Below are 14,813 nucleotides of genomic sequence, written 5' to 3' on the forward strand. Positions count from 1 at the left end.
ATCTCCCCGGTACCGAGCCCGTTTCGGTCCTCGCGTCGCCGGGATCGCCCGACGCGCCAGGCCGACCACCCGACCCGCCTGGTGTGTCGTCGGTCTCCCCCGCCGCCGTCCCGGCGGGCGCGGCGGGAAATTCGGTGGCGGGCTTCGCTACGCTGGTAGGCGCAATGACCAGGACAGCTAGCACCGGAACCCGCGCGCTGCGCACCCGCCTGGCGGAGGTCTCGCTGCGCGACGAACACCGGCTCCGGCGCAAGCTCGACCGGACGCGCCCCGAGGACCTGCCCGCCCTCGAGGCCGAGATAGCCGCCGCCGAGACCAAGGTGGCCAACCGCCGCGCGGCGGTCCCGGCGATCACCTATCCCGAACAGCTCCCGGTGTCCGCGCGCCGCGACGACATCGCCGCCGCCATCGCCGCGCATCAGGTGGTGATCGTGGCCGGCGAGACCGGCTCCGGCAAGACCACCCAGATCCCGAAGATCTGCCTCGAGCTCGGCCGCGGCCTGCGCGGCACCATCGGCCACACCCAGCCGCGCCGCCTCGCCGCGCGCACCGTCGCCGAACGCATCGCCGAGGAGCTGGGCACCGAGCTCGGCGACGTGGTGGGCTACACGGTCCGCTTCACCGACCAGGCCTCCGATCGCACCCTGGTCAAGCTGATGACCGACGGCATCCTGCTGGCCGAGATCCAGCGCGACCGGCTGCTGCGCCGCTACGACACGATCATCATCGACGAGGCCCACGAACGCAGCCTCAACATCGACTTCCTGCTCGGCTATCTCAAACAGCTGCTGCCCAGGCGTCCCGACCTGAAGGTGATCATCACCTCGGCCACCATCGATCCCGAACTGTTCGCCCGGCATTTCGCCGGCGCGGACGGGACTCCGGCGCCGATCGTGGAGGTCTCGGGCCGGTCCTATCCGGTGGAGTTGCGCTATCGCCCGCTGTCGCTGGAGCTGCCCGGCACCGGTGACGAGGACGACGAGGACACCCGGGTGGTCGACCGCGACCCCACCGACGCCATCGCCGACGCCGTCACCGAACTCTTCGCCGAGGGCGACGGCGACGTGCTGGTGTTCCTGTCCGGTGAGCGCGAGATCCGCGACACCGCCGACGCGCTGCGCGACCTGAAGCTGGCCCGCACCGAGATCGTGCCGCTCTACGCGCGCCTGTCGGCCGCCGAGCAGCACAAGGTCTTCGCCCCGCACACCGGCCGCCGGGTGGTGCTGGCCACCAATGTCGCCGAGACCTCGCTGACGGTGCCGGGCATCCGCTACGTCGTCGACCCCGGTACCGCCCGCATCTCGCGCTATTCGATGCGCACCAAGGTCCAGCGGCTGCCGATCGAACCGGTCTCGCAGGCCTCGGCGCGGCAGCGGTCCGGCCGCTGTGGCCGTGTCGCCGACGGCATCTGTATCCGGCTGTACTCCGAGGACGATTTCGAGTCGCGGCCCGCGTTTACCGAACCGGAGATCCTGCGCACCAATCTGGCGGCGGTCATCCTGCAGATGACCGCGCTGGGCCTGGGCGACATCGAGAGCTTCCCGTTCGTCGAGGCGCCCGATCGCCGGGCCATCCGCGACGGCATCGCGCTGCTGGAGGAACTCGGCGCGCTGGCCCACGGCAGCGCCAAAACCGTGGACGCGGAAGCGGATTCGGGTGGTCACCTGACGCTGACGCCGATCGGCCGGGAGATGTCGCAGCTGCCGGTCGACCCGCGCATGGCGCGCATGCTGGTCGAGGCGCAGCGCAACGGCTGCCTGGACGAGGTGCTGGTGATCGTCGCGGCGCTGTCGATCCAGGATGTGCGCGAACGCCCGGTCGAGCACCAGCAGGCGGCCGACACCCAGCACGCGCGCTTCACCGTCGACGGCTCGGACTTCCTGGCCTACCTGCGGCTGTGGGACTATCTGACCGAACAGCGCAAGTCGTTGTCGTCCAACCAGTTCCGTCGCATGTGCCGCGACGAGTTCCTGCACTACCTGCGGATCCGGGAATGGCAGGACCTGCACGGCCAGTTGCGCACCATCACCCGTGGGCTCGGCTGGAACACGGCGACCGGCGCGGACCGCGGCACCGAGGACGGACGCGGCCAGGGGAACGAACAACAGCCCACGGCGGAACGCGGGAGCCGGCGACGGCGCGGACGGTCGAACACCGAACGGGCACTTCCCGAATCGTCCGGCCAGGGCGGCAACCCCGGCAAGGACGGACGCGGCGGACGTTCGCGGCGCGACACCGACCGCTCGCGCGGCGGTACCTCCGCGCAGCCGGCCGTCGCGGACGCCGAGGCGGCCATGCCGTGGCCCAGCGCGCAGATCCACCAGTCCCTGCTGGCGGGCATGCTGTCGCACATCGGTGTGCGCGAGGCGGAATCGCGGGAGTTCCTCGGCGCGCGCAACGCGAAGTTCATGATCTTCCCCGGCTCCTCGCTGGCCAAGAAGCCCCCGCGCTGGGTGATGGCGGCCGAATTGGTGGAGACCTCCCGCCTGTGGGGCCGGATCGCGGCGAAGGTGGAACCGGAGTGGGCCGAGCGCCTCGCCGGTGACCTGGTCAAGCGCACCTACTCCGAGCCGCACTGGTCGGCCAAGCGCGGCGCCGCCCGCGCCTACGAGCGGGCCACGCTCTACGGTGTGCCCCTGGTGACCGGCCGTCCCGTCGACTACGGCCGCATCGATCCGGAACTGTCGCGCGAACTGTTCATCCGGCATGCCCTGGTGCAGGGCGAATGGCAGACCCGGCACGGTTTCTTCGCCCGCAACCGGGCCCTGATCGACGATGTCGCCGATCTCGAGCACCGGGCCCGCCGCCGCGACATCCTCGTCGACGACGAGGTGCTGTTCGAGTTCTACGACCGGCGCCTGCCCGCCGACATCGTCTCGGTGCGGCACTTCGACAGCTGGTGGCGCAAGGCCGAACGCGGCGACCCCACGCTGCTCGACTTCTCCACCGACACCGTCGTCAACGCGGGCGCCGCCGCGCTGGACCCGACCGACTTCCCCGACTCGTGGCGCCAGGGCGAGCTCAGCTTCCCGCTGACCTACCAGTTCGAGCCCGGCCAGGACGACGACGGCGTCACCGTGCGCATTCCGGTCGAGCAGCTCGCGCACGTGCGCGCGGTCGGCTTCGACTGGCTGGTGCCCGGTATGCGCGAGGAACTGGCGGCGGCGTTCATCAAGACGCTGCCGAAGACCTTGCGCCGCACCGTCGTTCCGGCCCCGGATTTCGCGGCCGCGGCGCTGCGCGAGCTGGTGCCACGGTCCGAACCGCTGCGCACCGGCCTGGCCAGGGAGCTGTCGCGGCTGGGCGCGGTGACCATCGCCGCCGAGGACCTGTCCCCCACCGCGCTGCCCGATCATCTGCGGATGACCTTCGCCGCCGTCGACCGGCGCGGTGCGGTGCTGGCCAAGAGCAAGAACCTGGCCCAGCTGAAAACTCAACTGGCCGAACAGGTGTCGGCCTCGGTCGCCCGGGTCACGGCGGGCGCCGAACGCGCCCCGGCCACGGTGTGGACCTCCGAGTCGCTCGGCGCGGTGGCCGAGACGGTGCAGCGCAAGGTCGCCGGGCAGACGGTGACCGGCTATCCCGCGCTGGTGCCCGAGGCCGAAGGCGTGGCGGTCCGCGTGCTCAGCTCACCCGCCGAGCAGGCCGCCGCCATGCGCGCCGGCGTGCGCACCCTGCTGCTGGCCGCGATCCCCACCTCCACCCGCGCGGTCACCGCGGGACTGCCCGCCGCCGACCGGCTCGCGCTGAGCCAGAACCCGGACGGCTCACTGGACACACTGGTCGAGGACTGCCGGATCGCCGCCGCCGACGAGCTGATCGCCGCTGCGGGCGGTCCGGTCCGCACCCCCGCCGAGTTCGACGCGCTGGTCGCCACCGTGCGGCCCCAGCTGACGACCGCGGTGACCGGACTCATCCGGGCCGTGGCGCCGGTCCTGTCGGCCGCGCACCAGGCGCGTGCGGCGCTGGCCGAGACCACCGAGACCGATATCGCCGACGATGTCCGACACCAGCTGGACGACCTGCTGTTCCCCGGCTTCGTCGCCGAATGGGGCCGGGCCCGGCTGCGGGAACTGCCCCGCTACCTGCTCGCCGCCGCGCAACGCCTGGAGTCGCTGCCCGGCTCGGCGGTCCGGGACCGCCAGGGCATGGTCGAGATCGACCGGATGCTGGCCGCCTACGACAAGCTGGTGCGCAGCCTGCCCGAGGGGCGGAAGAACGCGCGCGATGTCACCGAGATCTGGTGGATGATCGAGGAGCTGCGGGTGAGCCTGTTCGCGCAGAAGCTGGGCACGCCGTACCCGGTGTCGGCCAAGCGGATCGAGAAGGCGATCGGCGCGATCCGGCGCTGATCCGGAATTGCGGGTGGGCGGCGACGGTCAGTCGGTCGTCGCCCCGGCCGCGGACCGGGCCTTGCGCATCTCGGTGATCTCGCGCTCGAAATCGGCGGCGCTGGTGAAGGATCGGTACACCGAGGCGAAACGCAGGTAGGCCACCTCGTCCAGATCGCGCAGCGGTCCGAGGATGGCCAGACCCACCTCGTGGCTGGGCACCTCGGGAGATCCCTTGGCGCGCACCGCGTCCTCGACCTGCTGGGCGAGCAGGTTCAGCGCGTCGTCGTCGACCTCGCGGCCCTGGCAGGCCCGGCGCACACCCACGATCACCTTCTCGCGGCTGAACGGCTCGGTGACGCCGCTGCGCTTGACCACCGACAGGATCGCGGTCTCGACGGTGGTGAACCGGCGGCCGCAGGTCGGGCAGGACCGCCGACGGCGGATGGCCGTGCCCTCCTCGACTTCACGCGAGTCGACGACTCGCGAGTCAGGGTGTCGGCAATACGGGCAATGCATCCGAGGGTTCCTTCGTCGATGCGACGCTACTCCATGGCACTTGACAGAATACCTGTCACTACTGCACCACCTGCCACTGCGTGGTCAGGTCCGCGATCAGCTCCGGCAACCGGGCCAGGATCCGGCCCCGGGCGAGTTTGTCGGGGAACGGGTCGGTGTACACCGAGACCGCGCGCGCCGGGTCCGCGGTGAGGTCGAGATGGCGCGGGACCAGGTCGGCGGTGAGGTAGGCCCAGCGGCTGTCGCGATCGGCCCAGTTGAAGTCGGGCAGCGGAATCCGCAGGCCGAGGCCGCCCGCGCGGACCGTCGCCGGGGCGTACACGCCGGGGGCGCGGGTGCCGGGGACCGCGGGTTTGCCCGCCACCGTGGTGACGTAGGTGAGCACTCGGCCCAGGCCGCCGCGGCCGAGGGCGGTCTGATCCCACTGGTCGGGGACGATGTGGTTCTGTTCGCGGTCGGTCATCCGCAGCAGCGCGTCGACGCGGCCCGCCGCGGTGCCGCTGTCGATCCCGGTCCAGGCCGTGTGCATGCCCGCGTCGATCAGGCCCGCCGCGTAGAGCTCCTCGATGCCGGCCATGCCCTCGGCGAGGTAGGCCTCGTGCTGGGGCACCAGATCGATGAAGATGTGTTTCTGCATGATCATCAGCCGGGTCTGATACCAGGCGAGGTCGGCCTCGGTCAGGCGGGGCGCGTGCAGGGCCAGGGCCGCGATGTCGGCCGGCACCGCCGCGACGAGGTCGGGCGGGGTGGCCCGCAGCAGGTCGGCGACGACGGTGCCGAGTTCGTGGATGCCGGCCAGCGACAGCACGCCGCCGATGTCGCCGACGTCGAAGAAGCCGGAGGCGAAGGAGCCGCCCGCGATCCCGGCCAGTCCGGCCCAGTAGAAGTCGGGGCGCGCGGCGGCGATCCGGAAGTAGTTGACATACACCTGGGTGAAGGTGCCGGTGTTGGCGGCGATACCGCGGTAGGGCTCCCAGTCCGCGTAGTCGACGCCCGCGTTGTCGGTGGCGACGACGAGCCAATACTGGTGCAGCAGCGTGGCATAGCGGGTCGGGGCGATTCCGTCGGCGCGGGCCGCGGTGAGCGCGGCGAGCAGAGGCGGGGCGCTCAGCGGGAGCGCCGGGTGGAGTCCGCCGCCGAACTCGCCGTCGGCGTTGAGCGCGGGCAGGTCGAGATACTCCGCGTAGACGGGAGTGGCCTGGACCGGCGGCGACGGCAGCGCGCCGAGGAACAGACCGAGCAGCACAACGATCGAGAAGCGGCGCACATGACCTCGCATCCAGCGGTGCCGAGGCCCTACCCGCCTCGGTTCAGGATGCCCGTCACCGTAACAACACGTTCTAATTTTGGTGTGCGATTCGGCGAGTCCGGCACCCGGAACCGCGCTGAATCATCGCGAAAACATCACCTGTACAGCGGTTTTCAGCTCACCGAACTGTCCCGGACAGTTCGGTCGCCGCACCCTCCACCGGTGCGGAGATCCCGGGCACGACGGGCTCGACCCGATCGGCGAACCCACCGGACCGCATGTGCGCCAAGCCGAGCAGCCCCACCACGACGAGGGCGGTCAGCAAGGCGGTCACCGCCAGTGCGGCGAACCCCCACTGCGCCTGTTCGACCCGGCGCACCGGATGCGCGCCCCTGGCCCGCCCGACCCCGGACACACTCGCGTACAGCACAGCTCCGCGCGACCCCACCGCGCGCGGACCGCGATCGGAACGAACCGCCGCCCGCCGTGGTCGAGGCGAATCGGTCTGCGGCACCGTGGCGAAGGCGTGATCGAGCTCGGCGTCGGCGGGCCGGGTGGCCGCGGCGGCGAGGACCTTCCTGGCCGCGGCCGGACCGCTCGCGCCGTACGCGGCGAACACCTCCGCCACGGGACCACGGGAGAACTCGGGCCGCGGAGCCGGCGGCCGGGGCGCGGGAGCGGCGGGACGCACCGGCGAGCCCGCGCCGCGCACGAGCGCGAACGGGCGCCGCGGCCGCGCGCCGCGACGGCGCCGGACGACGGGTTCGGGGTAGGCGACGGACTCGTAGGACTGCAGGGCGCTGGTCGCTGTGCTCATCGGAAGAACCTCCGGGGTGGTGTGCTCCGTTGCCGTGGGAAAGAGCTGGTGAAGCCGCTGTGTCACACATTGTTCGAACATGTGTGCGACGAACTGATGTTCGATTTCTACCACGCGGCGGCGGCGATGTCAGCACGAAACGCCCGACATGCTCGAACAGATGTTTGATACTTCGGCGTGGCACGACTAGCCTCGGAAACGCGAATTCGACCAGCGGAAGGGCGGGACACGGTGACCCACACAGACGACACGGGTGACGAAAGCGCTACCGGCACCGTCACATCGGGATCCGGGGCGGATCTCACCGTGCGTCAACGCACGGTCCTCGACGTCATCCGCACCTCGGTGACCGAACGCGGCTACCCGCCCAGCATCCGCGAGATCGGCGACGCCGTCGGCCTCACCTCCACCTCCTCGGTGGCCCATCAGCTGCGGGCTCTCGAACGCAAGGGCTACCTGCGCCGCGACCCGAATCGTCCGCGCGCGGTGAATGTCCGCGGTCTGGACGAGGCGGTGCGCTCGGTGACGACGCTGCCGGTGGAACCGGCCGACGAGGTCGACCCCAGCAGGCCGACCCCGACCTTCGTCCCGGTCCTCGGCCGGATCGCCGCCGGTGGGCCGATCCTCGCCGAGCAGGCGGTGGAAGACGTCTTCCCGCTGCCCCGCGAGCTCGTCGGCGACGGGTCGCTGTTCCTGCTCAAGGTCGTCGGCCAGTCGATGGTCGACGCGGCCATCTGCGACGGCGACTGGGTCGTGGTGCGGCAGCAGAACGTCGCCGAGGGCGGTGACATCGTGGCCGCCATGATCGACGGCGAGGCGACGGTGAAGACCTTCAAGCGCACCGGCAAGGACGTGTGGCTGATGCCGCACAACCCGCACTTCGAACCGATTCCCGGTAACGACGCGCAAATCCTGGGCAAGGTCGTCACCGTCATCCGCAAGATCTGAGCGCGCTCAGCCGCGCACGGACGCGTCCATCTCCCAGATCAGCAGTTCGGCGGCGGTCGTCGCGGTGACGCGATGGCCGCCGGACGCGGTCAGGCGCACGGCGTCACCCTGCGCGAGCGGGCCGTGATCCTCGAAGTCGGCCGCGCCGCGCGCGAGGAACACATGGCCGTACGGCGCGTCCGGCACGGTGATCGACTGTCCGGGATCCAGGCGCGCCACATGGAAGGTGGCGTGGCGGTTGCCGATCCCGATCGCGGCCTCGCCCCGGTAGCGCGGCATCCCGGAAGCGACCGGGACCAGCGTGTTGCGGCGCAGCTCGCCGGCGATGTCGAGCTCCTGGTAGCTCGGCGCGACGCCGGGAGTGTCCGGCGGGATCCACATCTGCACGACGTGCAGGCGCTCGCGTTCCCGATAGCCCGCGCCGTTGCGTTCGGAGTGCCGGATGCCGGTGCCCGCGCTCATCCGCTGCGCCAGGCCGGGATGGATCACCCCGGAGTGCCCGGCCGAGTCCTGGTGCACCACGGTGCCCTCCAGCACCCAGGTGAGGATCTCGGTGTCGCGATGCTGGTGGGTGTCGAAGCCCTCGCCGGGGCCCACGGTGTCCTCGTTGTGCACCAGCAGCAGGCCGTGCGCGTTGTCCTCGAGCACGAAGTTGCCGGTCGCCGGGAAGGACTGGCGGGAGTCGAGCCACTCGTTCCACCAGTGGAAACGGTCCGCACCGGGGACCACCCGGACATTCGCTGTCGCCATCACCGCCACCTTCCGCTATCCGGACCTGAGTCCGTATAGCTCCGACAACGCGGTCGGCGCCGTGGACATTCCACGACGCCGACCGGCGGTCCGGGTCAGAAGGGCAGGGCCTCGCGCAGGCGCCCGGCGAGGGTGCGACCGGAGTCGCGGTCCCGCTCGGTGAACAGGAACTGCAGTTCCTCCTCGAGGCCCTTGCGCACGACATCGCGCAGATCGGCCGCCGCGGCGTCGAGATCGTCGGCCTCGAGCCAGGGAGTGGGGTCGATCGGCGTACCGGCGGAGAAGTAGAACCGTTCCGGACGCGGCAGTGGCGTCGGGCCGATGCCCTTGACCATCGGCGGATTCAGCTCCGGGTTGATCCCGAGCAGGCTGCACGTCCAGCGCAGCGGACGCATCACCGGATGCTGCCCGTCGAAGACGATGTCGAGCGCGTCGTCGATGCCGATCATGGCCAGCGGCACGATCGGCACGCCGGCCTGGATGGCCATCCGCGCGAACCCGGTGCGGCCCTCCCACTTGAGCACGTACTTCTCGCCTTTGCGCCGGATCGCCTCGCGCCCACCGCCGGGGAACACGACCACGGCCTCGCCCTGTTCGAGCAGGGTCAGGCAGTTGGTCCTGGTGCCGCGCACCGCGCCGAAGCGATGCAGGATCTCCCGCACGCCGGGCACCATCAGCACGTGCTCGGCCAGGCCGCGCACCAGCCTGCCCCGCTCGCGCAGGATCGCCGGCATCAGCAGCGGCGCGTCGATCCCGCCGAGCAGATTGTGGTTGGCCACGATGAGCACCGGGCCCTCGGCCGGAATGTTGTCCAGGCCGTAGAACCGCGGGCTCGCCCATGCGCGCACCGGTGCGAAGACCGCCTCGAACGCGCGGATCTCCCACTCGCTCGGCGTCGGCTTCAGCGGCGCGTTGTCGGACAGGGTCCGGTCGCCCTGCCCGACCGATCCCGCCTTGTTCTCGTTCCCTGTTCCTGGACCCCGCTGGTCATTCGACATAACACCCTCCTGCTGTCGACAATCGACCATAGCGCCCGTAAATGATTGTGTCGCATCGATGTTGGCCGCTACCGGGCGGCAACCCGAGCCGACCGGATCAGCTCGGCACAGCCTCCGCCGGACCCGCATGCGCGAATTCCGACAGCGCCGCGGCCAGCGCGTGCGGTACCCGCGCGCGGACCCTGGTGCCGCCCTCCTCGTGGTCGGAGGAGATGATCCGGCCGTCGGCATGGATGCGGGCCAGCAGGTCGCCGCGGCTGTAGGGCAGCAGCACGCTGATGTCCACGTCGAGGCCGCCGAGCACCTCCGAGAGCCGCTCGCGCAGCTCCTCCACCCCCGCGCCGGTGTGCGCGGACACGAACGCGGCGTCGGGCAGCAGCCCGCGCAGCCGGGTGAGCTCGTTCGGGTCGGCCGCGTCGATCTTGTTGACCACCAGCAGTTCCGGTGGCGCGGTGGTGCCCTGCTCCTTGATCACGTCGGTGATCACCTCACGCACCGCCTTGATCTGCTCGAGCGGCAGCGGATCGGACCCGTCGACGACATGCAGCAGCAGGTCGGCGCCGGTCACCTCCTCCAGCGTCGAGCGGAACGCCTCGACCAGCTGGGTCGGCAGGTGCCGGACGAAGCCGACGGTGTCGGTGAACACCATCTCGCGGCCGTCGTCGAGCGCGGCCCGGCGGGTGGTCGGGTCGAGGGTGGCGAACAGCGCGTCCTGCACCAGCAGGCCCGCTCCGGTGAGCGCGTTCATCAGGCTGGACTTGCCCGCGTTGGTGTAGCCGACGATCGCGACCGCGGGCACACCGCTGCCGGTGCGGCGGGCGCGCATGGTGTCGCGGGCGGTCTTCATCTCGCGGATCTCGCGGCGCAGCTTGGCCATCCGTTCGCGGATGCGGCGGCGGTCGGTCTCGATCTTGGTCTCACCGGGACCACGCAGACCGACACCGCCGTTGCTGCCCGCCCGGCCACCGGCCTGGCGGGACATGGACTCACCCCAGCCGCGCAGGCGCGGCAGCATGTATTCCATCTGCGCGAGCGCGACCTGGGCCTTGCCCTCGCGGGAGGTGGCGTGCTGGGCGAAGATGTCGAGGATCAGCGCCGTCCGGTCGATGACCTTGACCTTGACGACCTTCTCCAGCGCGGTCAGCTGCGCCGGGGTGAGTTCACCGTCGCAGATCACCGTGTCGGCGCCGGTCTCGAGGACCACGGTGCGCAGTTCCTCGGCCTTGCCCGAGCCGATGTAGGTGGCCGGGTCCGGCTTGTCGCGACGCTGGATGAGGCCCTCGAGGACCTCCGAGCCCGCCGTCTCGGCCAGCGCGGCCAGCTCGACCATGCTGTTCTCGGCCTGGGCGGCGCTGCCGGTGGTCCAGACACCGACCAGCACGACCCGTTCCAGGCGCAGCTGCCGGTATTCGACCTCGGTGATGTCGGTGAGTTCGGTGGACAGCCCGGCCACGCGGCGCAGCGAGGAGCGCTCGTCGAGCTGCATCTCGCCGACGGTGGGTTCGGGTGACCAGCCGGGACGCTGCATGCGCGCCGCGTGGCGGGCCAGCGCGTCGTCGACGTCGCCGCGATCGGCGGCCACGTCGGGCTCGGCCGCGGTGGTGTGCTCGGCCGAGGTGGGTTCTGTGGGGTTTTCTGGTTTCGTCATACGCCTTCCATGCTGCCACGTCACGGTGACGGCACGCATCCGGTTATCGGGTCTCCTGCGCGTTCCACCAGTCCGCCGACAGCGTGCCGCTCGCCAGCAGCACCGACGGGCCGCGCAGCCACGCCCGGCCCTGGTCGACGGTGACCCGCACGCGGCCGCCGGGCACGCGCACCGTGACCTCGCCGGATCCGGTCGCCACCGAGACACCGGCCGCGGTGAGCGCGGCCGCCGCGGCGGCCACCGTGCCGGTGCCGCAGGAGCGGGTCTCGCCGACGCCGCGTTCGTAGACGCGCATGTCCACGGCGTTGTCGGCGTCGAGCGCGGTGAGGATCTCGACGTTGACGCCGTGCGGGAACAGGTCGGGGTCGAAGCCGGGCGACACCGCCAGATCCAGCTTGGCCAGCGCGTCGGCGGTCAGCGCGGGATCGACGCAGGCCAGGTGCGGATTGCCGACATCGATGCCGATGCCGGCCAGGGCCCAGCCGCCCAGGGTCGCGGTCGACGGGCCGAGTTCGCGCACGAGGCCCATGTCGACGGTGACCTCGCCGTCGACCGGGCCCGCCACGTGCACCACGACCGGCCGCGCACCGGCCCGGCTGCCGACGATGTACTCGGTGCGGGTCTCCAGGCCCGAGGCGTTCAGGTAGTGCGCGAACACCCGGACACCGTTGCCGCACATCTCGGCGATCGAGCCGTCGGCGTTGCGGTAGTCCATGAACCAGTCGGTTTCGGCGACGCCCGCGGGCAGCTCGGCGAGCACACCGGCGGCGACGAGCGCGCCCGCCCTGGCCACCCGCAGCACGCCGTCGGCGCCGAGACCGCGCTGCCGGTCGCACAGCGCCGCGACGCGCTCGACGGTCAGGTCGAGGCGGCCCTGCGGGTCGGGCAGCACGACGAAATCGTTCTGCGTGCCGTGGCCCTTGCTGAATTCGATGTCGGACACGTCGTCCATTCTTCCCTGCGGGTCCGCGGGGCCGGTTACCGGGCGAAGGTGCGTCGCTGACGGGCGATCTCGTAGAGGCTGATCGCGCCGGCCGAGGGCGCACCGAGGGAGCTGGCGGTACCGCCCATCGGGATCGTCACCAGGTCGTCGCAGGCCTCGGCCCAGGCCTGGCTCATGCCGCTGGTCTCGTTGCCGACCACCAGGATGGTGGCCTCGGTGAAGTCGTAGTCGTAGATGGTGCTCGGGGCGTGCTCGTCGGTGCCCACGATGCGGGTCGGGATACCGCGGGCCACCTGCCGGTCGCGGAATTCGAGTACCTGCCCCGGGCCGGCGGCACGCAGCACGGGGACCGCGAACAGCGAGCCGGTGGAGGCGCGCACGGCCTGCGGGTCGAACTGGTCGGCGCCGTGCCCGGTGACGATCACGCCCGACGCGCCGAACGCGTCGGCCGAGCGGATGAGCGTGCCCAGGTTGCCCGGCGAGTTCGGGCGGTCGAACACGACCACGACCGGGGCGTCCTCGCCCGGCTCACCCGGCGCGTAGTCGGCCAGATCCGGCTGGCGCGACACCGCGACCGCCACGATCTCGGGCGAACCGGCCGTCTTCTCCCCCAGCTCGGCCATGAGCTCGGGCACCAGCCCCACCTGCGGGACGTCGGCGGTGTCGAGGACCTCGCGGGCCCAGCTGGACAGCTCGGGGGTGCCGAGGCGATACAGCAGCGTCTCCAACGGCCAGTCGTTGGCCAGCGCCTGGGTGATCGGGCGCACGCCCTGCACGAGGAACCGGCCGTCACGATGACGTTTGGTCCGGTTGTTGAGATAGGCCTGCCACACCTGCACCGAGGCGTTGCGGGTACTCACTCGTCGGGTCACTGCGCTGTCCGTCCTGTCGGTTCGTCGAGCTGTGCCAGCGCGGTCGCGGCGAGCTCGGGATCGGCGCCGTCGACCCAGCGCACCCTGGGATCGCGGCGGAACCACGACCGCTGCCTGCGCACATACCGGCGGGTGCCGATGAGGGTGCGCTCGCGGGCGTGGGCGAGGTCGTACTCGCCGTCGAGATGGGCCAGCACCTGGGCGTAGCCGATCGCGCGGCGGGCGGTCTGGCCGTCGCGCAGCCCGACCTCGATCAGCGCGCGCACCTCCTCGACCAGGCCGGTGTCGAACATGAGCGCCGTGCGCGCCTCGATGCGCGCGTCCAGCGCCGCGGTCTCGCGGTCGACGCCGAGGATGACGGTGTCCCAGCGCGGCGGGCCGATGGTCGGCGCCGACGCCGCGAACGGCTGCCCGGTCAGCTCGACCACCTCGAGCGCGCGCACCATCCGCCTGCCGTCGGTGGGCAGGATGGTCGCCGCGGCGACCGGGTCGGCCGCGCGCAGTGCCGCGTGCACGGCGGGAGTGCCGCCCTCGGCCAGCAGCGCCTCCCAGCGGGCCCTGACCTCGGGGTCGGTGGCCGGGAAGTCCCACTGGTCCAGCAGCGCCTGGACGTACATCATCGAGCCGCCGACGACCACCGGGGTGTGCCCGCGCGCCATGATGTCCTCGACGATCGCGCTGGCGGCGCTCTGATAGGCGGCGACCGTCGCGGTCTCGGTGACGTCGAGGACGTCGAGCAGGTGGTGGGGAATGCCACGACGCTGCGCGGGCGGCAGTTTCGCGGTGCCCACGTCCATGCCGCGGTACAGCTGCATCGCGTCGATGTTGACGATCTCGCCGCCGAGCCGTTCGGCCAGGTCGAGCGCGAGATCGGATTTGCCGGTGGCGGTGGGGCCGACGACCGCGATGGGGCGCTTCGCCCAGCTCGTCACTCCTGCGTCCCTTCCTGTCCGACCGGTTGCCACACGCTCACGTCGTAGCCGACGCCATAGGGTGCGCCCTGATAGAGGGTACGCACCCGCGGATCGGCCGGATCAGCGGCGAACAGACCGCCGAGTACCTGGTAGGCGGCGCGTCCGTCGAGCAGCAGTTCCGCGCTCAACGCGGGGTCGAGCGCGGCCAGTCCGGCGCGCGATCCGGTGCGCAGCGCGGCGTCGAGCGCGTGCTGGACCGGCGCCGCGCGCTCGTCCAGATAGCCCGGCGCCGCCACGGTCAGCGTGGCCGCGCCGTCGGCGACGACGAGCACCGCGTGCGGCGCGGGCTCGGCGTCGAGTTCGGCGCGCAGCGCGGCACCCGCCGCCGCGCACTCGGCCGGGGCGGTGTCGGCGGCGAGCAGTCGCGCCGACACCGTGATCCCGGGCGCGACCCGCTCGCGCAACCATCCGGCGATCAGCACCGGCAGCGGAAGCTGGGCGTCTGCCGGCGGCTCGGCGCGGCCCGCCGGACCGAGGCCGACGACGACGTCGGCGCCGAAACCACGGAAGGTCCCTCTGGTCGCCGGCGCGAAGTTCTGGTCGTGCGCGCCGACGCCGACGACCGTCCAGCGGTCCGCGGCGGCGGCCAGCGCGGCCGCGGCGTCGAGCGCCGCGGCGCGCAGCGCGACGGTCGGGTCGTCGGGATCACCACCGGATGCCGCGGGCCGCCCGCACAGCTCGGGCACCAGCATCGGCGGCGACGGGACCAGGGCCGCTATCGAGAACACGCGGTAACCGTAGCCGGAGCACCGGCACCCGGCGCC

12 protein-coding genes are annotated in these 14,813 nt (G+C 71.7%); 2 read left to right on the forward strand and 10 right to left on the reverse strand.

Annotated elements, in window-relative coordinates; genetic code table 11:
* Window positions 1-164: 164 nt before the first annotated feature.
* Entirely contained in the window at window positions 165-4,352 is a 4,188-nt protein-coding gene (hrpA, locus tag EL493_RS25645; protein ID WP_019048028.1) for an ATP-dependent RNA helicase HrpA, read from the forward strand.
* 27 nt (window positions 4,353-4,379) lie between these two features.
* Here hrpA and nrdR read toward each other — a convergent pair whose 3' ends face one another.
* From nrdR to EL493_RS25660, 3 genes are all read right to left on the reverse strand, one after another.
* Entirely contained in the window at window positions 4,380-4,850 is a 471-nt protein-coding gene (gene nrdR, locus EL493_RS25650) for a transcriptional regulator NrdR (RefSeq protein ID WP_019048029.1), read from the reverse strand.
* A 58-nt stretch (window positions 4,851-4,908) separates the two neighbouring features.
* Window positions 4,909-6,129 (reverse strand): hypothetical protein, encoded by a 1,221-nt coding sequence (locus EL493_RS25655; RefSeq protein WP_022566380.1) that lies wholly within the window; start codon window positions 6,127-6,129, stop codon window positions 4,909-4,911.
* 148 nt (window positions 6,130-6,277) lie between these two features.
* Window positions 6,278-6,916: a hypothetical protein gene (locus EL493_RS25660; RefSeq protein ID WP_022566379.1), complete on the reverse strand. Its 639-nt coding sequence runs from the start codon at window positions 6,914-6,916 to the stop codon at window positions 6,278-6,280.
* Between the two features lie 306 nt (window positions 6,917-7,222).
* On the opposite strand from EL493_RS25660, the gene lexA reads away from it, so the two are divergent.
* Window positions 7,223-7,864, forward strand: coding sequence for a transcriptional repressor LexA (gene lexA, locus EL493_RS25665; protein ID WP_378770441.1), 642 nt, complete (start codon window positions 7,223-7,225; stop codon window positions 7,862-7,864).
* Window positions 7,865-7,870: 6 nt separating this feature from the next.
* On the opposite strand, the gene EL493_RS25670 is transcribed toward lexA, so the two are convergent.
* The 7 genes from EL493_RS25670 to EL493_RS25700 all read right to left on the reverse strand — a co-directional run bounded on the left by EL493_RS25670 (window position 7,871) and on the right by EL493_RS25700 (window position 14,777).
* Window positions 7,871-8,614 carry a pirin family protein gene (locus EL493_RS25670; RefSeq protein ID WP_022566377.1) on the reverse strand — a complete coding sequence of 248 codons (744 nt, stop codon included), beginning with the start codon at window positions 8,612-8,614 and terminating at the stop codon, window positions 7,871-7,873.
* Between the two features lie 95 nt (window positions 8,615-8,709).
* Window positions 8,710-9,612 carry a lysophospholipid acyltransferase family protein gene (locus EL493_RS25675; RefSeq protein WP_019048032.1) on the reverse strand — a complete coding sequence of 301 codons (903 nt, stop codon included), beginning with the start codon at window positions 9,610-9,612 and terminating at the stop codon, window positions 8,710-8,712.
* 97 nt (window positions 9,613-9,709) lie between these two features.
* Complete coding sequence (gene hflX, locus EL493_RS25680) at window positions 9,710-11,140, reverse strand: GTPase HflX (RefSeq protein WP_051719540.1); 1,431 nt, start codon at window positions 11,138-11,140, stop codon at window positions 9,710-9,712.
* 163 nt (window positions 11,141-11,303) lie between these two features.
* On the reverse strand, window positions 11,304-12,194 hold the full coding sequence (dapF, locus tag EL493_RS25685) for a diaminopimelate epimerase (protein ID WP_030202831.1): 891 nt from the start codon (window positions 12,192-12,194) through the stop codon (window positions 11,304-11,306).
* 44 nt (window positions 12,195-12,238) lie between these two features.
* Window positions 12,239-13,075: a TrmH family RNA methyltransferase gene (locus EL493_RS25690; RefSeq protein WP_022566376.1), complete on the reverse strand. Its 837-nt coding sequence runs from the start codon at window positions 13,073-13,075 to the stop codon at window positions 12,239-12,241.
* The gene (gene miaA, locus EL493_RS25695) at window positions 13,072-14,007 is read right to left on the reverse strand and encodes a tRNA (adenosine(37)-N6)-dimethylallyltransferase MiaA (protein WP_019048036.1); all 936 of its coding nucleotides are present in this window, start codon (window positions 14,005-14,007) and stop codon (window positions 13,072-13,074) included. The genes EL493_RS25690 and miaA overlap by 4 nt, the downstream gene beginning before the upstream one ends.
* On the reverse strand, window positions 14,004-14,777 hold the full coding sequence (locus EL493_RS25700) for a class III extradiol ring-cleavage dioxygenase family protein (protein WP_022566375.1): 774 nt from the start codon (window positions 14,775-14,777) through the stop codon (window positions 14,004-14,006). The genes miaA and EL493_RS25700 overlap by 4 nt, the downstream gene beginning before the upstream one ends.
* Window positions 14,778-14,813: the final 36 nt, after the last annotated feature.

It is taken from the genome of Nocardia asteroides (genome assembly GCF_900637185.1).
GTDB lineage: Bacteria > Actinomycetota > Actinomycetes > Mycobacteriales > Mycobacteriaceae > Nocardia > Nocardia asteroides.